The sequence below is a fragment of the Nonomuraea sp. NPDC050478 genome, from assembly GCF_044458265.1.
GTDB lineage: Bacteria > Actinomycetota > Actinomycetes > Streptosporangiales > Streptosporangiaceae > Nonomuraea > Nonomuraea ferruginea.
In genome coordinates, this window is record NZ_JBITHT010000012.1 from 18,419 (window position 1) to 36,291 (window position 17,873).

A 17,873-nucleotide genomic window follows, 5' to 3' on the forward strand; every position below is an offset into this window, starting at 1 on the left:
GTACGGCCGGCGCCTCAGGTGAGACGCCGGCCGTACGGGCCCCCGTCGTTCAGCCGGCCTCGGCGGTCTTCTGGAGTTCGCCGAGGACCGCGGCGGGGTCGTCCTTGACGGCGCCGCCGATGGTCTGCTTGATCGCCGGGTTCAGCTCGGCCCACTTCTCGTCCTGGAACGGGTAGAAGCTGGCGTTGGGCAGCGCGTCCAGGAACGGCTTGAGCTTCTCGTCGCCCGACAGCTTCTCGATGCCGCCGTTGGTGACGGGCAGCAGCTTGTACGTCTCGCTGATCTTCTCAGCGGCGGAGCCGGTGTAGAAGAAGTCGAAGAACTTCTTGATCTCCTCGGCGCGGCCGTTCTTGTTGAACGCCATGATCCAGTCCATGACGCCGAGCGTGGTGTCGAGCGGGCCGGTCTTGCCGGGGATGGGCGCGACGCCGTAGTTCTTCAGGCCGGCCGCGTCGAAGATCGGGATGGACATGGGTCCGCCGTTGACCATGCCGACCTTGCCGGCGCCGAAGTCCTCCCAGACCGTCTTGCGGTCCTTGGTGCCGGGGTTGGGGGTGGTGAGCCCGGCGTCGACGAGGCCCTTGACGTAGGTGAAGGTCTCGACGTTCTGCGGCGAGTTGATCGCCCACTTGCCGGCGTCGTCCTTGTAGCCGCCGCCGTTGCCGAGCATCCACAGGAACGACTCGGCCTGCGCCTCCTCCTGGCCGAGCGGGAGGCCGAACGGCTGGCTGACGCCGGAGGCCTTGAGCTTCTCGGCCGCGGCCTTGAGCTCGTCCCAGGTCTTGGGCGCCTCGGCGACGCCGGCCTTCTCGAACAGGTCCTTGTTGTAGAACAGGGCGCGGGCGGAGGACACGAACGGGATGCCGTAGGCCGTGCCGTCGACCTTGCCGAACTCGGCGAACTTCTGCAGCATGTCGCCGGACACCTCGGGCGACAGGACCTCGTCGACCTTGTGGAGCAGGCCGTCGGCGACGAATCCGGAGTAGTCGCCGGTCTGCAGGATGTCGGGCACCTGACCGTTCTGGATCATGGTGGCGACCTGCTTGTCGATGTCGTTCCAGTTGATGACCTGGACGTCGACCTTGATGTTCGGGTTGGCCGCCTGGAACTCGTCGACCACGCCCTTCCAGAAGTTCTCTCCGGAGTTGGGCTTGCCGGGGCCGTCGCCGTAGTCGGCGGCGACCATCTTCAGCGTGACCTGGCCGCCGTCGGCCGCCTGGTCGCCGCCGCCTTCCGACGCGCCGGAGCCACAGCTGGACAGGACCAGCACGGTAGCCAGGCCGAGAGCGGCGCCGCCCACAAGTCTCATTCTCACCGTAAGTACCGCCTTCTCATCGGACGGGTCGTGCTGGTCCGTACCAGCTGCCAGACCCTGCCCAGGGGTATGGGGCCGCGAGCGTCACGGCCCCACGCGTTTGCGCAAGCGTAAGCCGGGGTTCGCCTGGCGGTCTATACCGGTAAATTGCAGAACGGCAACAGTAAGGGGAAGAGTTCCGCACCTGCGGTCTAGACCACTTGTCAGCGAATCTTCCTGCGGACGTTCTCGCCACCCTCCGGCCGGCCGATCCACGGTCCTTCGATGGACGGGTCGAGGATGCCCTCCTCCAGGAAGGAGTAACGGCCGTCGAGCACGTATCGCGCCAGCCGCACGTCGTGGTCGTCACTGTTGTCCCAGAGCCTGTCGAACAGCGTGTCCACCCGCCGCCTGGCCTGCCGGCAGAACGTGTCGGCCAGTTCCAGCGGCCGGCGTCCGAGGTCGCCCTCGTCCTCGGCGGCCTTGACGCAGGCCGCGGTCATGGCGAACAGCTCGGCGCCGATGTCGACGATCCGGCCGAGGAACGCCTGCTTGTGCTCCAGCCTCCCCTGCCAGCGGGACATGCCGTAGAAGGTGGACCTGGCCAGCTTGCGGCTGGTCCGCTCCACGAAGCGCAGGTGCGTGGCCAGCGGCCCGAACTCCGAGAAGGCGGTGGGCAGCTGCCCCGCCCCGGTGACCAGGGACGGCAGCCAGCGGGCGTAGAAGCGGCCGGCCCGCTTGAGCGCCTGGGCGCGCTCCTGCCGTGAGGAGTCCGGGTTGATCAGCTCGCCGGCGGCGGTCAGGTGGGCGTCGACCGCCTCACGGGTGATGAGCAGCCGCATGATCTCGGACGAGCCCTCGAAGATGCGGTTGATCCGGGTGTCGCGCAGCATCTGCTCGGCCGGGACGCCGCGCTCGCCGCGCGCCGCGAGCGACTCGGCGGTCTCGTAGCCGCGCCCGCCCCTGATCTGGACCAGTTCGTCGAGCGCCTGGTAGGACATCTCGGTCGCGTACAGCTTGGCCAGCGCCGCCTCGATGCGGATGTCGCTGCCCTCGCCGTCGGCCAGCCTGGCGGTCAGGTCGGAGACGGCTTCCAGGGCGTACGCGGTCGCGGCGATGAAGGCGATCTTCGTGGCGACGGCCTCGTGCTCGCCTACCTTGCGGCCCCACTGGACGCGGGCGTTCGCCCACTCGCGGGCGATCTTCACGGCCCACTTGGCGTGCCCGGCGCAGCTGGCGGGCAGCGACAGCCGGCCGGTGTTGAGCGTGGTCAGGGCGATCTTCAGCCCTTCGCCCTCCCGCCCGATCAGGTTCTTCGCCGGGACCCTGACCTGCGAGAACTCCGTGACCCCGTTCTCGATGCCGCGCAACCCCATGAACGCGTTGCGCCGCCTGACCGTGATGCCCGGCGAGTCGCCCTCGACCACGAAGGCGCTGATCTTCTTCCCCGTACGGGCCATCACCACGAGCAGGTCGGCGACCACGCCGTTCGTGGTCCACAGCTTGACCCCGTCGAGCACGTACGCGTCGCCGTCGCGCACCGCGGTGGTCGACAGCCGGGCCGGATCGGAGCCCACGTCGGGCTCGGTGAGCAGGAACGCGGAGATCTCGCCGCGCGCGCACCGGGGCAGGAACTCGCGCTTCTGTTCCTCGCTGCCGAACAGCTTCAGCGGCTGCGGCACCCCGATCGACTGGTGCGCCGACAGCAGCGTGGCCAGCGCCGGGCAGTACGAGCCGACCAGCATGAGCGCGCGGCAGTAGTACAGGTACGGCAGGCCGAGCCCGCCGTACTCCTCACCGATCGTGATCCCGAACGCTCCCAGCCCGGCCAGGCCCTTGACGACCTCGTCCGGGATGACCCCGTCCCGCTCGATCCGGGCGGGATCGACGTGCGCGTCGAGATATCTTCGGACGGCCCGGACGAACTCCTCGCCGCGTTTGGCCGCCTCGTCGGGCACGGACGGCACCGGATGCACCAGATCCAGCCGGAGATCTCCGAGGAACAGTTGCTTGGCGAAGCTCGGGCGGGTCCACTCTTGCTCGCGGGCCTGCTCGCCGAGCTCCCTTGCCTTGGCGTACTCGCTCATGGCATCCTCCCGCCGACAGTACGCCGAATCGACTCAGCGAGAAAGCGGCCGGCGCGGCAGCTCGACGACCAGGACGGTCGCGAGCAGGCCCAGCGTCGCGGGCACCAGCAGGTAGAAGCCGCAACAGGCGAGCGACACAGCCGACAGGGCGGTGGCCGCGACCGCGGTGGCGCGCTGCCTTCCGGCGGGCAGCAGCCGTACGGCGGCGGCCACCCCGACGGTGGTGACCGCGGCGAGGCAGGCGGCGGTGGCCCGCATGAGCACGTCCAGGTCGCCCGCGAGGAACAGCACCGGCACGCTCAGCGCGGCCAGCAGCGCCAGGCTGCGCAGCGGCGTCCGGCCGGGCTCACCTCCGCTGGCGAACCAGCCGGGCAGCGCGCCGGTCCTCGCCATGGCGGCGCCGAGCCGGGAGGCGCCGGCGATGTAGGTGTTGATGGCGCCGAAGGTGAGCAGCACCGCGACGGCGCCGGTCACCGGCCGGGCCCCTGGGCCGAAGCCGATCTCCAGGAGCGCGGCGAGCGGCACCGCCGTCGTGCCGGCCCGGTCGCCGAGCACGCCGATCGTGGTCAGGCAGACGCCCAGATAGAGCACGATGATCACTACCAGCGCCACGGCCGTGGCCCGCACCAGGCCGCGCCGGTCGGCGAACTCGGCTGACAGGTGGCTGGCCGCCTCCCAGCCGACGAAGGCGAACAACAGCACCCCGGCCGCGCTCGCCACGCCCGCGGCCCCGTACGGGGCGAACGGGATGAAGGAGGTCGCCTCCGCGTGCGGCGCGGCGGTGACGACGGCGGCGGCGAGCAGCGCGACCAGCCCGCCGAGCAGGGCGAGCTGCAGCCGCCCAGAGGTGCGCAGCCCCGCCGCGTTGGCCAGGAACGCGGCGGCCAGCAGCGCGGCGGCGGCGGCCATCCGGTCGACCCCGAAGGCGTCGGCCACGTATCCCCCGCCGACCAGCGCCGCGGCCACGGTGCCCAGCGGGACCGCACCGTAGAACCACCATCCCGTCATCGCCGCCCATCTCGGGCCGAACGTCCGCGCGGCGAACGCGGCCACGCCGCCGCCGTCGGGGTGGCGCGCGCCGAGCGCGGCGAAGGTCAGCGCGACCGGCACGCTCAGCGCCAGCAGTCCCGCCCAGGCCAGCACCGACGCCGGCCCCGCCGCGGCGGCGGCGAGCTGGGGCAGCACGAGCATGCCCGGTCCCAGCACGCCGCCGAGGAGCATCGCGGTGCCCTGTCCGGCACCCATTCGCCCATTCATGCCGACAGACGCTACGCATCCGATCGGCAGTCTCGGCGTTCCACCGACCGAACGTTCGATTCCGCTGCCAGAATCCCGTCATGGACGAACTTGATACGGCGATCGTAGGACTCCTTCAAACGGATGCGCGGCTGTCCAACCGCGAACTCGCCCGCCGCCTCGGCGTCGCCCCCTCCACGTGCCTGGAGCGGGTACGCGCGCTCACCCGCCGCGGTGTGATCCGCGGCTACCACGCCGACATCGACCCCGCGGCGCTCAACCGGAGCGTGCAGGCCATGGTCATGGTGCAGGTCCGCCCGCTGAGCCGGGAGGTGATCGACACCTTCAAGCGGTCGACGGCCGCGCTGCCGGAGGTGCTGAGCGTGTTCGTGCTGGCCGGCGGCGACGACTTCCTGCTGCACGTGGCCGTCCAGGACCTCGACCACCTGCACAACTTCCTGCTCGACCGGCTGAGCAAGCGGCGCGAGATCTCCGGCTTCCGCACCTCGGTGATCTTTCAGCAGGTGCGCGACCCGGCCCCCGCCCGGCTGCCCGACCCGGCCTAGCCGCACACGGTGCCCGGCGCGGGGAGGCGCAGGCTGATCAGGTAGCGGTTCACGTGGGCGATGACGCAGGAGTCGCCGCTCTTGTAGAGGCCGTGACCGTACCCCTGACGCTGAACCGCGGCCGAGCCGGGCACCCGCCGTACGATGTCCGCCGACCCGTCGAAGTCCGTCAAGGAGCCGACGCCCAGGTAGGGCGGCAGTTCCCCGGCCGGCAGCGGCGCGGCCCGGTTGGTCGCCGGGGCCGGCCAGCCGACACAGGCGAGCGGGTGCCAGAGTTCGTTCCCCGCGAGGTTCGGCAGCAGGCGCTCGCCCTCGCGACGCGTCTCCTGATACTCCTCGTAGTCGCGGAAGCCGAGGCCGTCGAGGCAGTGGGTCATGTTCATCCCGGTGAACGCGGGGACCTTCGGGCTTTTCGTGCTCCGCCGGACGTAGTCGGCGAAGCCCGAGGCGTCACCGCCGGCGGCCCGCTTGATCGCGTCGGCGAGCTCCACCCATCGGGGGAACTCGGGATCCGGACCCGGTGAGACGATGCTGGGGGCGGCGGCCACCTGGAGGTCGAACCCGCTGTAGGCGGCCCGCGGCGGCTCACCCTTGACCGGCACAGGGACGCGGTCGGCCCGGGCCACCAGCGCCCGCCACACCTCGCCGACGTCCTGGCCGTGCAGCGCGCACGTGGTGCTCGCCGCGCACCAGGCGACGAAGCGGGTGAAGGACTCCTCATGCGGGAGCCTGCCGCGCACGCGGTCCAGGTACGGGCTGACCGAGCCGTCGAAGACCATCGCGCGCACCCGGCCGGGGAACAGCCGGGAGTAGGCGATCCCCGGTACGCCGCCGTAGGAGGTGGCGATGAAGCTCAGCTTCTCCTCGCCCAGCGCGACGCGGATCGCCTCCATGTCCCGCGCCACGGAGGCCGAGTCCAGGTGGTCGAAGAACTCGGGGTCGGCGGCGCGGCATCGCTCCACCGCCGCCCGGTTGCGCCTGCCCAGCTCGGCGTACTCCTCACGGGTGTCCGGCCGGGTGATCCAGGGGCCGGTGATGAGGCAGTCGTACGGCAGCACGCCCTTGTCGACGGTGTTGCGGGGCTCGACGCTGACCACGTCGAAACGGTCGCGCAGCTCGGCGAAGCTGCCCGCGCTCCTGCTCAGGTCCGCCACGCCCGAGCCGCCAGGCCCGCCGGGGATCGCGAACACCGTGCCCGTCCGGCGCTGGGCCCCGGTCGCCGGCAGCATGCCGACGGTCAGCTCGATCTGCCGCCCGGCGGGCTCCGCCCAGTCCACCGGCACCTTGATCGAGGTGCAGCGCATCTCCTTGACGAGGTTCTCGTCCGCGCAGTCCGCCCAGGCCACCGCCGACGGGCCGGCGCCCGGCGAAGCGGCCACGGCGGCGGGTGCCGCCGAGACCAGGACGGTCATGGCCGCGCCGATCGCCAGCGCTCTGACCCGGCCCCGTCCTGGCGAGATCACCATGGCCCCCGCTGTCAGCGCGGCGACCACGTACGCGACCAGCAGCCCCGCCGCGACGGCGGGCGGCAGGACCCCGCCGCCGACCCCCGCGATCTGGAGCGGCAGGCTCTCGATCATGAACGAGCCGGCCTGCGCGCGCAGCGGCATGGGCAGCGTCCTGGCCGCCGTCGGCAGCACCACGATGATCACGGTCATGACGACCAGCGCGCCCGGGGTGGAGCGGACGGCGGCCCCCACGCCGAGCCCGATCAGCGCGACGGCGGCCATCGACAGTCCGGCGACGATCACCGAGGCGAGCACGCCCGGCTCCGACAGCGGCGTGCCCAGCGTCACCCCGTCACGGAGCACCTGCCCGGCCCGGTCGCCGAGCACCGCCATGGCGGCCGCGTGCATGGCGAACGCCAGGACCTGACCCGCCACCAGGGCGACCGCGGCCAGGCCGGGCGCCTTGGCCAGCAGGAACATCGAGCGGCGCGGCACGGCTGCCAAGCTCGTCCGGATCATCCCGGTGCGGTACTCGGAGGTGATCGCCAGGGCGCCGAGCACGCCGAACACGAAGTAGGCGACCGCGATCCCGTTGCCGACGCCGTCCCCGTTGCCGGGGAAGGCCATCCTCTCTTCCATCGTCTGGTTGTCGAACCCGCGGCCGATCATGAACGCGATCCCGGCGCAGGCCAGGACGGCCGCCACCGAACAGGCCAGCAAGTAGAGGTTCGAGCGGAGCGAGCGGAGCTTCATCCACTCGGAAGCGATCACGTCGATCATCGGTCAGCGTCCTCCGGAGTGGTACTCGGTGCTGTCCTCGGTGAGCCGCATGAACGCCTCCTCCAGGGACGCGCCGCGCGGAGACAGCTCCGCCAGCGGGATCCCCTCGGCCAGCGCCAGCACGCCGATCTCGGCCGCGTCCAGGTCGTGGACGGACAGAGCGCCGTCGTCCTCGGTCACCACTTCCGCCCCCCGCGCGCGCATGACGGCGGTGAGACGCTCCGGGTCGGACGTGCGGACCAGCACGTCGCCACGGAAGAGCCCGGCCAGGGTGTTCATGGCGGTGTCCGCGATCAGCCGGCCCCGCCCGATGACGACGACGTGGTCGGCGGTGAGCGCCATCTCGTTCATCAGATGGCTGGACAGCAGCACGGTACGGCCCTCGCCCGCCAGCGACCGCAGCAGGTCGCGCAGCCAGCGAATGCCTTCCGGGTCCAGCCCGTTCAGCGGCTCGTCGAACATCAGCACCGGCGGATCGCCGAGCAGCGCCGCCGCGATCCCCAGCCGCTGCTTCATGCCGAGGGAGAACCCGCTGATCCGCCGGTCCGCGACCCCGGCCAGACCGGCCTGCTCCAGCACCCCGGTCACCCGGCCGGCGCCGATGCCGTTGCTGCGCGCCAGACAGCCGAGATGGGCGCGGGCGGTCCGGCCGCCGTGCACCGCCCCGGCGTCGAGCAGCGCCCCCATGGTGCGCAGAGGCCGGCGCAGCGACACGTACGCGCGCCCGTCCACCAGCGCCTCGCCCGCGTCGGGCGACTCCAGCCCCAGCACGGCCCGCATGGTCGTGGACTTGCCCGCCCCGTTCGGGCCCAGGAAGCCGGTCACCAGGCCGGGTCTCACCGTGAAGGTCAGGTCGTCGACAGCTCGCGTTCTGCCGTACCGGATGGTCAGGCCCCTCACTTCGATCACATCGCTCCCTCGTACGTGGATTCTGACGTGATCGAGCCTGGTGGCCGGAAAGCCCGTCCTCCATGGGCGCCCGCCCACCAGGGCGGGTGGAGAATCCCCACCTTCGCCGGTGGGGCCGGCCCTACCGTCACAGACCCACGCACAGGGCAGACTGCAACCGTGACCCGGACACGACCCGCACCCGGCGACGCCCTGCGCAAGCCCGCCGACAGGCCGTCGGCCCAGGCCCGGAACACGGCGGCCGGGCCCGCTGCCCAGGCCCTGACGGCGGCCGGACTAGCGGCTCAAGCCCTGAAGACGGCCGGACCGGCGGCCCGCGCCCTGAAGACGGCGGCCGGCCTGGCGGCCAAGGCTCTGAGGACGGCGGCCGGGCTGGTGGACCTCGCGCTCAACGCCGTCACCGGGCTGGCCGCGCTCGCGCTGCTCGCGCTGGTCACGGTGAGCGCCGCGCTGGAGCCGGTGGCCGGCCCCCTGGCCGCGCCGCTGGCCCGCTCGCTCGGGCTCGCCCACCGTCTGGCCGCTTTCCAGCGCCGCTGGGCGGGCCGGGTCCTACCCCGGGACGGGGACACGGAAAGCAGGAACCGCGACGCGAACCGCAGAGACCACGACACGGACATCAGGGACCGCGACGCAAACGCCAGGAACCGCGACGCGAACGCCAGGGACCGCGACACAGACAGCAGCAACCGCGACACACACGGCAGGAACCGCGACACGAACGCCAGGGGCGGTGTCGGGCGTCACCGCGGTGCCGGGGCCTCGCTTCAGGCCCCGCACGGCACACGGCGGACGATGCTGTGGCTGGCCGTGCACAGCGTCACGGGCCCGGCACCCCTTGCGGTGATGTGGGCGATGCTGGCCGCTCTGGACCACGTCTTCTTCAGGCTGCGCCCGATGGAGAACAGCAGCCTGAGCACGTTCGCCCTGTCGATGTCGGTCGCGTCCATCGCGGTGATCATCCTCATCTCCGTCCCCCTGTTCCGCACCGGTCAGGCACGGCTGGCACGGCTGCTCCTGGACACCCGCCCGGCACCGGACGCCAGGATCCGGGAGCTGGCCGCGTCCCGCGCCGCGGTGCTGGACGCGCGTGAGGCCGAGGTGCGCCGCATCGAGCGCGATCTGCACGACGGCGCCCAGGCCAAGCTGATCGCCATCCGCATGCACCTGGCGCTGGCCCGCGGCTGCCGCGACCCCGACGAGCTGCACCGGGCGATCGACGAGGCGCGGGAGGCCGCCGGGGAGGCCCTGACGGACCTGCGCGACCTGGTGCGCGGCATCCATCCCCCGGTGCTGGCCGACCGCGGCCTGGCCGGGGCCATCGAGGCGTCCGCGCTGCTCTGCCCCATGCCGGTCGAACTCCACCTGGACCTGCCCGGCCGGCTGCCGCCGCCCGTCGAGTCCGCCGTGTACTTCGCCGCCGCCGAAGCCCTGACCAACGCGACCAAGCACAGCGGCGCCTCCCACGCCTGGGTACGGCTCCGCCACGTGGCCGGCGTGCTGCGCGTGGGCGTGGGCGACGACGGTCACGGCGGAGCCCGCCTGGACCGGGGCACCGGCCTGCGCGGCATCGAGAACCGCCTGTCCGCCTTCGACGGCTCGCTCACCGTGAGCAGCCCTCCCGGCGGCCCCACCGAACTGACCATGGAGCTTCCGTGCGCGTTGTCATCGCCGAAGATCTCGCACTGCTGAGGGACGGCCTGGTCCGCCTGCTGTCGGCCCACGGCTGCACCGTGGTGGAGGCCGTCGGCAACGCTCCCATGCTGCTGCGGGCTCTGGTGCGGCACCGCCCGGACGTGGCCGTGGTCGACGTGCGCCTGCCGCCCGGCTTCACCGACGAAGGCCTGCGCACCGCGCTTGAGGCACGCCGCCAAGTGCCGGGGCTGCCCGTGCTGATCCTGTCCCAGTACGTCGAGCAGCTCTACGCCAGGGAGTTGCTGTCCGACCGCTCCGGCGGGGTGGGATACCTGTTGAAGGACCGGGTGGGCGACGTCGACCGTTTCGTGGACGCCGTCCGCCAGGTCGCGGGCGGCGGCACCGCGATGGACCCGGAGGTCGTCTCCCAGCTCCTGACTCACCGGGGCCGGGACGAGCCGCTGGCCACGCTGACGCGACGGGAGCGCGAGGTGCTCGCGCTGATGGCGGAGGGCATGTCCAACCTGGCGATCGCGGCCCGCTTCCAGGTGACCGACAAGGCGATCGGCAAGCACACCAACAACATCTTCGCCAAGCTCGGCCTGCCTCCGTCCGACGACCACAACCGGCGGGTCATGGCGGTCCTGGCCTACCTTCAGGCCACCCCGGGATCATTGCCGTCCGGGGGCTCCTGACGGCCACGCGATGTACTCCGGCGGCACCCGCTCGGCCAGCCACACCCCGTTGGCGCTGACCCGGAACTCGTGTCCGGCCTCGTGCATCGCCCCCGCGTCCACCGGCAGCACCACGGGCCGGCCGCGGCGGGCGCCCACCCGGGTGGCGGTCTCGCGGTCGGCCGACAGGTGCACGTGGTGGCGGTCCATCGGCAGCAGCCCCCGCTCCCTGATCGCGTCCAGGTTCCGCGCCACCGTGCCGTGATAGAGGTACGCGGGCGGCACGGTCACCGGAAGGCCGAGGTCGACGGTGACGGAGTGGCCCTGGTTGGCGCGGATCCGGTCGCCGTCCAGGGCGTAGCGCCGCTTGTCGTTGTCCCGTACCACCCGTTCCAGTTCCTCGCGGCCGATCGGGAAGCCGTGCGCCGCGGCGGCCCGCAGGAAGGTCTCGACGTCCACCCAGCCCTGCTCGTCGAGCGCGATGCCGATGCGCTCGGGCTGGTGACGCAGGTGCTTGGCCACGTACTTGGAGACGCGTACGAGTCGCCGCTCGTCCATGGGCACCCCCGTCGATAAATCGGTTGTGCCGCACCTTACGGGACATCTACCTTCGAGTCATGCGCCTTTACCAGTAATGCGCCGGGGCCGTCGAACGGCCCGGCCCACGAAGCCGATCCCTGCCATTACGTAAAGGAGCCTTCTTATGCGTGCCCACATTTCCAGCAAATCCGATAAGTCGGGCAAGCGCCCGCCGGCCCCCAAGCAGATGCCGCGCATGCCGCAGCGCCCCATCGCGCCGCCCCGCCGCATCCCGCCCAAGGGCCGCTGAAGCCACTACCAGGATGGTGGTGGTCCGCGGCGTCGCCGCGACCCACGCGTGCCCCGCCTCTCCCGACAGGGGCGGGGCACGCGCCTTTCCCGGGACGTTAGGATCCACGGCATGTCTTGGCCATCGGACCCCAGTGAAGACACCCACTACCTGGATCAGGTCGTCGAGCGGACCCAGGCCGCGGTGCGCGACCTGCGCCGGGCCGAGCGCCTGATCGCCGAGGTCGAAGGCGCCGGCGAGGCCGCCCAGGGCATGATCAGGGCCCGGGCCGGCGGACACGGCGCGATGCGCGGGCTGCACATCGACCCCCGGGCGCTCCGCCTCGACCCGCGCACCCTCGGCGCCGAGGTCACCAAGGCGATCCAGCAGGCGCAGGAGGCCGCCACCGAGCGCACCGAGGAGATCGTCGCCGAGGCGACCGCCCGCGTCGGCGTCCTCCCCGAGCCGCTCGACGAGACGTTCGTCCGCCACCGGGTGGAGTCCGCCGCCCGCGACCTCTACTCGGGAGGGCTGTGATGTTCGGTTTCGACCTCGACCCGGGCGACATCCGCGAGCAGGACGTCGACAGGGCCGCCGAGCAGGCCGGGCGCCTGGAGGCGCTGCTCGCCGAGCAGGAGGAGAGGCTGGCCGGGATCGTCGGCACCGGCACGGGCGACCGCGTCCAGGTGAAGGCGTCCGCGGCGGTCGACGGGCGCGTGCTGGAGGTCGTCCTGGGCCCCCAGGCCGCCCGCGAGGGCAGCCACGTCCTCGCCGAGGAGATCCTCCTGGCCGTGCGGCGCGCACAGGACGACACCCGGCGTCAGGCCGAGGCGCTCCTGAGCGCGGCCGTCCAGGAGGCCGTCCCCGGCCTCGACCTCGCCGCGCTGAACGAACAACTGAACAGGCCCGGCTGACAACCGCAACGACTCACAACAACCACATAAGTCACCTTTCCTCGCTATCGTCACATCTATGAGTACGGGGTTCGAGATGGCGCCCGAGTCCCTGCGGCTGCAGGCGACGCGGGTGCACCAGCACGGGGAAGATTACGAGGCGGCGGTGGCGCGGCTCCGCGAGGGCGGCGGCCAGTGGGGCGACGACGGGCTCTTCGCCGCCCTGCAACTGGCCTGGACCGAGTGCCGTGAGGTCATACTCACCGCCGTGCCCGGCCTGTCCGGCTCGATCAACGGCGTGGGCGACGGCATGGTGGCGGCGTCCGCCAACATCGGGGCCGTGGAGACCGCGCTCACCACACCGGAGCCGGACCGATGGGCATAGTCCTGCCGCCGGAGCTCCACTTCGCCCTCGATCTGGCCGGCGTCCCGTTCCCCAACGTCGACGAGGACCTGATCCGCGGCGACGCCGACGCGGTGCGCACCGTCGAGAGCGGGACGGCCACGGCCGGATCGGAAGCGGACGCGACCGTCCTGTCCTCCTCAGCCGTCTACCGGGGCGGCAGCGCCACCCAGTTACAGGGCTTCTGGCAGACGACCGGCGCCGACTCCGGCCACCTGGCCCAGGCCGCGACGGCGATGCGGGTGGCGCCCGTGGCGCTGGACGGCATGGCGAACGTGGTGACCGCCACCAAGGTCGCGGTCGGCACGGTCGCGGCCGTCGCCACTGTGCGCCTGGCGCTGTCCAGGCTCACTCCCCCGCCCCACGGCAGCGTCATGTCGCTCGCCACGCTGCTCGCCACCAGGCGGGCCGGCACGAAGATCTACCGCGAGGCCTTCGAGGGCGCGACCAGGGAGCTCGCGCCCGGCATGGCGCGCCGCGTCACCGACCCGATGCGGCGCATCCTGGAGAACCTGCGCCGCCCCGGCGGTCCCGGCGGCACCGCCCTGGCGGGCGCCGGAGGGCCCGGGCGGATCCCGGTCTCCGGGTTCCGCAACCGCATGGACGACATGCCCGGCATCATGCAGATGGCCCGGGGCGGGCGCGGAGGCGGGCGCGGCCGTCCCGAGTCGCAGGCCAACCTCAACAAAGAGGAACTGGAGGCCGTGGAGGCGAAGGAGAACGGTCAGCCCTACGACCGGAGCGTCTTCAACAGGGCCGCAGGCAAGATACGCAAGGCCGAGAAGTTCGAAGGCGACAGGAACAAGCAGAAGAGAGGGCGAGGGAAATAACGATGGCAGACCGGGTCGGATTCGAGTCGCAGCACTTCTCGCTGAACAACCCGCGGGGCGAGGAGCAGGGCGACGTCCCCATGCTGCTGCGCCGGCTGGCCAGCACGCTGGAGGAGATGGGCGGGATCGAGATCCGCGACCTGATCCTGCACAGCGACACCGACGACGACGGCGACCCCTGGCCCTACGTCACCGTCTACTACTCGCCCCTGCCCGACGACGGGGCCGAGCTCCCCTGACGCGAACGGCGCCCCGCCCCCCTTCGCGGGGAGCGGGGCGCCGTTCGCGTCAGGGCCGGGGGCGGGGTCGCCCGCCAAGGTCCCCGCCGCCTGCCCCGACGGGCCTCAGAGGCGCTCGATGATGGTGACGTTGGCCTGGCCGCCGCCCTCGCACATCGTCTGCAGGCCGTACCTGCCACCGGTGCGCTCCAGCTCGTTCAGCAGCTTCGTCATGAGGATCGAGCCCGTGGCGCCCAGCGGGTGGCCCAGGGCGATGGCGCCGCCGTTGGGGTTGACCTTGGCCGGGTCGGCGCCGAGCTCCTTGATCCAGGCGAGCGGCACCGGCGCGAACGCCTCGTTGATCTCCACCACGTCGATGTCGTCGATCGACAGCCCGGCCTTGCTCAGCGCCTTCTGCGTGGCGGGGATCGGCGCGGTCAGCATGTAGACCGGGTCGTCGCCCACGACCGTGAGCTGGGTGATGCGGGCGCGCGGGGTCAGGTTGTGGTCCCTGACGGCCTGCTCGGAGGCGATCAGCACGGCGCCGGAGCCGTCGGAGATCTGCGAGGAGGTGGCGGCGGTGATCTGGCCGCCCTCCTTCAGCGTCTTCAGCGACCCCATCTTCTCCAGCGTGGTGTCGGCGCGCGGGCCCTCGTCGTCCTCGACGCCGTTGACCGGCGCGATCTGCTCCTTGAAGTAGCCGTTGGCGATGGCCTTGGCCGCCCGCTGGTGCGACTCCAGGGCGAAGCGCTCCAGCTCCGCGCGCTCCAGACCCCACTTCTCGCACATCAGCTCCGCGCCGCGGAACTGGGAGATCTCCTGCTTGCCGTAGCGCTCGACCCAGGTCTCGCCGAACGGGAACGGCATGCCCTTCTCCAGCGCGGCGGAGACCGGCGAGCCCATCGGCACGATGCTCATCGACTCCACGCCGGCCGCCACGACCAGGTCCTGGGTGCCGGACATGACGCCCTGCGCGGCGAAGTGGATCGACTGCTGGGAGGAGCCGCACTGGCGGTCGATGGTGACGCCGGGAGTGGTCTCCGGCAGGCCGGCCGACAGCCAGGCATTACGGGCGATGTCCAGGGACTGGGGGCCGAACTGCATGACGCACCCCATGATCACGTCCTCCACCGCCGCGGGGTCTACACCGGTGCGGTCGATCAGTGCCTTGAGCGTGTGCGCGGCAAGATCGGTGGGGTGGACGGTGGACAGGCCGCCCTTCTTCTTTCCGACCGGGGTCCGGACGGCCCCGACGATGTACGCCTCTGCCACTGTTCCTCCTGTAAACCGAGCAATATTCGGTTCTCTCCCCGAGAGTACAGCAGAACGTTGCTCGGGTGCCTATGACGAAGGCGGCAGAAGGTCCTCCGCCCGGTCGACGCGGAACCGCCACCGGTCCACGACCAGCCCGTTCAGCGCGTCCGACAGCGACAGCGCCAGCGTGGCCAGCTTCGCCTGGTCGTCGCCGCGCAGTTCGAGGGCGGTCAGCTCGGCCGCGAACGGCAGCAGCTCCTGGGCCGCGGGCGGCTGCCCCTTCTCCGGCACGACCAGGACCCGGACGCCGCCGGCGGTGAAGACGAACTCCTCCTCCTGCTCGACCTCACCCTCCAGCAGCTCCATCAGCTCTTCGGCGGCGGGCCTGACCGGCAGGATGACCGCGGGCCCGCCCGGCAGGCTCTCGTCGGCGGGATCGGTGACCTCGCCCCGGCAGACCGCGAGCCCGCCCAGCCGGAACGCCAGCCCCTCCGCCAGGAAGCGGTCGAAGTAGTCGACGGGCAGCGGGCCCTCCGCGGTCACCCGGCACGCCCACACCTGCTCCAGCTCGCCGCCGACCAGGCCGGGATCGGCCTCGACCGGCGCGTGCACCCGGACGTCGACGGCGACGACGTCGTCCCCGTCCTCCCGCGCGCCCGGGTCGGCCAGCCGCACCAGCCGCAGCAGCTCCGACCGGTCCGGCCTGGCGGGCAGAGCCGCCGTGGGGCCAGTACGTAGTCTCCGCTTCGCCATCCAGCCCATTGCGCGCCCTCCGCGATCAGCTTCGATAGGAGCTCGTCATCGTCGCGTACACGATGACGTTGTCGGTGTAGTGGCCGGTGTTGCGGTTGTAGACGCCACCGCAGGTGATCAGGTGGAGCTGGGCGTTCTGCTGCGGGCCGTAGACCCGCTGCGTCGGGAACGTCTTCTTGTCCGCCTGCTCGACGCCGCCGACCGTGAACACGGCCGTGACGCCGTCCTGCCGCTTGACCTCGATCTGGTCGCCGTTGCGGATCTCGGGCAGGCGGGCGAACACGGCGCTGCGCGTCCGGGTGTCCTTGTGGCCCAGCACCACCGCCGGGCCGGCCTCGCCCGGGGTCGACATGTTCCGGTACCAGCCGACCAGGTTGGGGTTGTCCGACGGCGGCACCTGGATCGTGCCGTCCTTGGCCAGGCCCACCGACTTGATCGGCGCGTCGATGCCCAGCCGCTTGACCTTCAGCCGCACCGGGCTCGACGGCAGCATCGCCGGGGCCGGCTGGATCTGCGGCAGCGGCGGCGGCACATCCGGGGCGGCCTGGAACATCGCCTGCTCCGGCTGCCCCGCCTTCCCCTCGGGCTGCGCGGTCAGGGCCAGCGAGTCACGATCGCTCGCCAGCCCGTACTCCTCGGGCGCGCCCAGCACGATCAGCATCCCCGCGACCACGGTCACCACCCCCGCGATCGCCGCGACCAGCAGCGTCGTGCGCAGCACCTTCCCGCCGTCGTCCGGCTGCGGGGGCGGCGGTACGGGTGAGCCGTACGGATACTGGTTGACCACGGCCGATCACCCCCTGGCGGCGCGGCGGCGCATCAGCAGCCCGCCACCCCCGGCGGCCAGGATCAGCATGGATCCGGCGAGGACGAACATCCGCCCGTCGGGCCCGGCGTCACCACCGGCCCCGGTGGCGACCCCGTCCTTCGGCGTCTTGGACGAGCGCGCCGTCGGGCTGGTGGTCCGCGTGGTGGGGGTCTCGGTGACGATCACCGTGGTCGTCTTGGTGGGGGTCGCGGTCGGCGTCGTGGTCGGGTCGTCGGTGGGATCGTCGGTCGGCGTGCCCGCGGCGACCTGGAACGTGAAGGTGGGCAGACCGGTCGTGGGAGCCGTGCACTTGAGGGCCGCCGCGGTCGCGCTCGTACCGAAGGCCAGGTCGCCTGGGGTGATGGTGACGGTGCCGGTGGTCGTGGGCCTCACCTTGATCGTCACGTTGGGCAGGGTCGTCAGGCTCTGCCCAGCCGTCCCGGTGATGGCCGCCTCGCCCGTCGCCGTGGCGGGCGCTCCGGCGCCGCTGGCCTTGACCGTGGCGAAGTACTTGCTGCCGGTCGGGAACCCGGTCGTCGGCACCTTCAGCTCGTCACCGGTCGTCTGGACGGCTGCCGCCCAGGTGATGGAGGCGTCCTGGTTGGCCTTGGCGCCCGTCGGCATGGTCGGCGTGATCTTGATGTCGACGGTGGCGGGCGTCTCGGTGCCGGCCGTGCACGTGTAGCTGACGATCTCCTCGGTGTTGCCGCCGCCACCCGTGCCGATCGGGACTTCCAGGACATCGGTGGCGGTGGAGGGAGTGCAGGTCTCCACGGGCGTTGCCGGCGAAGTAAGACCGAGGGTCAGGGTCGTGGGCTTGATGGTTACCTTGCCGGTCGCGCCCGCGGTCACCGCGACGGGGTACGTCACGTTGCCTGCCGGAATCGCCGTGGTGTTCACGGGAACCTGAGCCCCTGGCTTAACGCCCGGCGTAACCGTGCCGCCGGTCACCGTCATCTGGGCGTTGACCGAAACGGTCGTCGCCGTCGTCACAGCCTGTCCGAGAGTTAGAGCAGGGATGCCCAAAGTCAGGTTGAAGGGCGAGCCCGCAGGCACCGAATCAGGGGCGCTGAACTTGACCGTGATCGAGGTGTTGGTGAAACGTTCGCCGGTGCAGGTGAAGATGATGTCTTTCTCGACCGCCAGGGCCGCCGCGCTCGCGGGGGCGGCGCTGACGACCAGCGAGCCGGCAAGAAGGACGAATGTGCCCACCAGCCCTAAGGCCGAGGAGGTCTTCTGGACGAGGCGGCGCCTCGCCTGGGACGTCAGCACTGTCCTTC

General features: G+C 71.8%; 19 protein-coding genes. 9 read left to right on the plus strand and 10 right to left on the minus strand.

Annotated features, from left to right (window positions below):
- Window positions 1-49 precede the first annotated feature (49 nt).
- The 3 genes from ACIBF7_RS41630 to ACIBF7_RS41640 all read right to left on the minus strand — a co-directional run bounded on the left by ACIBF7_RS41630 (window position 50) and on the right by ACIBF7_RS41640 (window position 4,626).
- A complete protein-coding gene (locus ACIBF7_RS41630) occupies window positions 50-1,309 on the minus strand; it encodes an extracellular solute-binding protein (RefSeq protein WP_148036754.1) in 1,260 nt (419 codons plus the stop codon).
- A gap of 209 nt (window positions 1,310-1,518) precedes the next feature.
- The gene (locus ACIBF7_RS41635) at window positions 1,519-3,381 is read right to left on the minus strand and encodes an acyl-CoA dehydrogenase family protein (protein WP_397199593.1); all 1,863 of its coding nucleotides are present in this window, start codon (window positions 3,379-3,381) and stop codon (window positions 1,519-1,521) included.
- 33 nt (window positions 3,382-3,414) lie between these two features.
- Complete coding sequence (locus ACIBF7_RS41640) at window positions 3,415-4,626, minus strand: APC family permease (protein ID WP_397199594.1); 1,212 nt, start codon at window positions 4,624-4,626, stop codon at window positions 3,415-3,417.
- Window positions 4,627-4,718: 92 nt separating this feature from the next.
- Here ACIBF7_RS41640 and ACIBF7_RS41645 point away from each other — a divergent pair, with 92 nt between their 5' ends.
- A complete protein-coding gene (locus ACIBF7_RS41645; RefSeq protein WP_364233152.1) occupies window positions 4,719-5,183 on the plus strand; it encodes an Lrp/AsnC family transcriptional regulator in 465 nt (154 codons plus the stop codon).
- Here the strand turns inward: ACIBF7_RS41645 and ACIBF7_RS41650 are convergent.
- Together ACIBF7_RS41650 and ACIBF7_RS41655 are read right to left on the minus strand one after the other, a co-directional pair.
- Window positions 5,180-7,411 carry an alpha/beta fold hydrolase gene (locus ACIBF7_RS41650; RefSeq protein WP_397199595.1) on the minus strand — a complete coding sequence of 744 codons (2,232 nt, stop codon included), beginning with the start codon at window positions 7,409-7,411 and terminating at the stop codon, window positions 5,180-5,182. The genes ACIBF7_RS41645 and ACIBF7_RS41650 overlap by 4 nt on opposite strands.
- A gap of 3 nt (window positions 7,412-7,414) precedes the next feature.
- Entirely contained in the window at window positions 7,415-8,320 is a 906-nt protein-coding gene (locus tag ACIBF7_RS41655; protein ID WP_271279658.1) for an ATP-binding cassette domain-containing protein, read from the minus strand.
- A gap of 159 nt (window positions 8,321-8,479) precedes the next feature.
- Here ACIBF7_RS41655 and ACIBF7_RS41660 point away from each other — a divergent pair, with 159 nt between their 5' ends.
- Window positions 8,480-10,009, plus strand: a complete 1,530-nt coding sequence (locus tag ACIBF7_RS41660) for a histidine kinase (RefSeq protein ID WP_397199596.1) — start codon at window positions 8,480-8,482, stop codon at window positions 10,007-10,009.
- On the plus strand, window positions 9,973-10,647 hold the full coding sequence (locus ACIBF7_RS41665; protein ID WP_397199597.1) for a response regulator: 675 nt from the start codon (window positions 9,973-9,975) through the stop codon (window positions 10,645-10,647). The genes ACIBF7_RS41660 and ACIBF7_RS41665 overlap by 37 nt, the downstream gene beginning before the upstream one ends.
- On the opposite strand, the gene ACIBF7_RS41670 is transcribed toward ACIBF7_RS41665, so the two are convergent.
- The gene (locus ACIBF7_RS41670; protein WP_148036748.1) at window positions 10,624-11,184 is read right to left on the minus strand and encodes an RNA 2'-phosphotransferase; all 561 of its coding nucleotides are present in this window, start codon (window positions 11,182-11,184) and stop codon (window positions 10,624-10,626) included. The genes ACIBF7_RS41665 and ACIBF7_RS41670 overlap by 24 nt on opposite strands.
- A gap of 145 nt (window positions 11,185-11,329) precedes the next feature.
- On the opposite strand from ACIBF7_RS41670, the gene ACIBF7_RS41675 reads away from it, so the two are divergent.
- The 6 genes from ACIBF7_RS41675 to ACIBF7_RS41700 all read left to right on the plus strand — a co-directional run bounded on the left by ACIBF7_RS41675 (window position 11,330) and on the right by ACIBF7_RS41700 (window position 13,799).
- Entirely contained in the window at window positions 11,330-11,455 is a 126-nt protein-coding gene (locus tag ACIBF7_RS41675; protein ID WP_271279655.1) for a hypothetical protein, read from the plus strand.
- 111 nt (window positions 11,456-11,566) lie between these two features.
- Window positions 11,567-11,971, plus strand: coding sequence for a YbaB/EbfC family nucleoid-associated protein (locus tag ACIBF7_RS41680; protein WP_397199598.1), 405 nt, complete (start codon window positions 11,567-11,569; stop codon window positions 11,969-11,971).
- Window positions 11,971-12,348, plus strand: a complete 378-nt coding sequence (locus tag ACIBF7_RS41685) for a YbaB/EbfC family nucleoid-associated protein (RefSeq protein WP_219552272.1) — start codon at window positions 11,971-11,973, stop codon at window positions 12,346-12,348. Before ACIBF7_RS41680 ends, ACIBF7_RS41685 begins: the two co-directional genes overlap by 1 nt.
- Window positions 12,349-12,406: 58 nt before the next feature.
- A complete protein-coding gene (locus tag ACIBF7_RS41690; protein WP_271279653.1) occupies window positions 12,407-12,712 on the plus strand; it encodes a hypothetical protein in 306 nt (101 codons plus the stop codon).
- Window positions 12,703-13,560, plus strand: a complete 858-nt coding sequence (locus ACIBF7_RS41695) for a hypothetical protein (protein WP_397199599.1) — start codon at window positions 12,703-12,705, stop codon at window positions 13,558-13,560. Before ACIBF7_RS41690 ends, ACIBF7_RS41695 begins: the two co-directional genes overlap by 10 nt.
- 2 nt (window positions 13,561-13,562) lie before the next feature.
- Complete coding sequence (locus tag ACIBF7_RS41700; RefSeq protein WP_219552276.1) at window positions 13,563-13,799, plus strand: hypothetical protein; 237 nt, start codon at window positions 13,563-13,565, stop codon at window positions 13,797-13,799.
- 105 nt (window positions 13,800-13,904) lie between these two features.
- Here ACIBF7_RS41700 and ACIBF7_RS41705 read toward each other — a convergent pair whose 3' ends face one another.
- The 4 genes from ACIBF7_RS41705 to ACIBF7_RS41720 form a co-directional block, all read right to left on the minus strand.
- Window positions 13,905-15,050, minus strand: a complete 1,146-nt coding sequence (locus tag ACIBF7_RS41705; RefSeq protein ID WP_397199600.1) for an acetyl-CoA C-acetyltransferase — start codon at window positions 15,048-15,050, stop codon at window positions 13,905-13,907.
- Between the two features lie 69 nt (window positions 15,051-15,119).
- Window positions 15,120-15,785, minus strand: a complete 666-nt coding sequence (locus tag ACIBF7_RS41710) for a hypothetical protein (protein WP_148036741.1) — start codon at window positions 15,783-15,785, stop codon at window positions 15,120-15,122.
- A gap of 25 nt (window positions 15,786-15,810) precedes the next feature.
- Entirely contained in the window at window positions 15,811-16,572 is a 762-nt protein-coding gene (locus ACIBF7_RS41715) for a class F sortase (RefSeq protein WP_148036740.1), read from the minus strand.
- 6 nt (window positions 16,573-16,578) lie between these two features.
- Complete coding sequence (locus ACIBF7_RS41720; protein WP_397199601.1) at window positions 16,579-17,865, minus strand: hypothetical protein; 1,287 nt, start codon at window positions 17,863-17,865, stop codon at window positions 16,579-16,581.
- Window positions 17,866-17,873 lie beyond the last annotated feature (8 nt).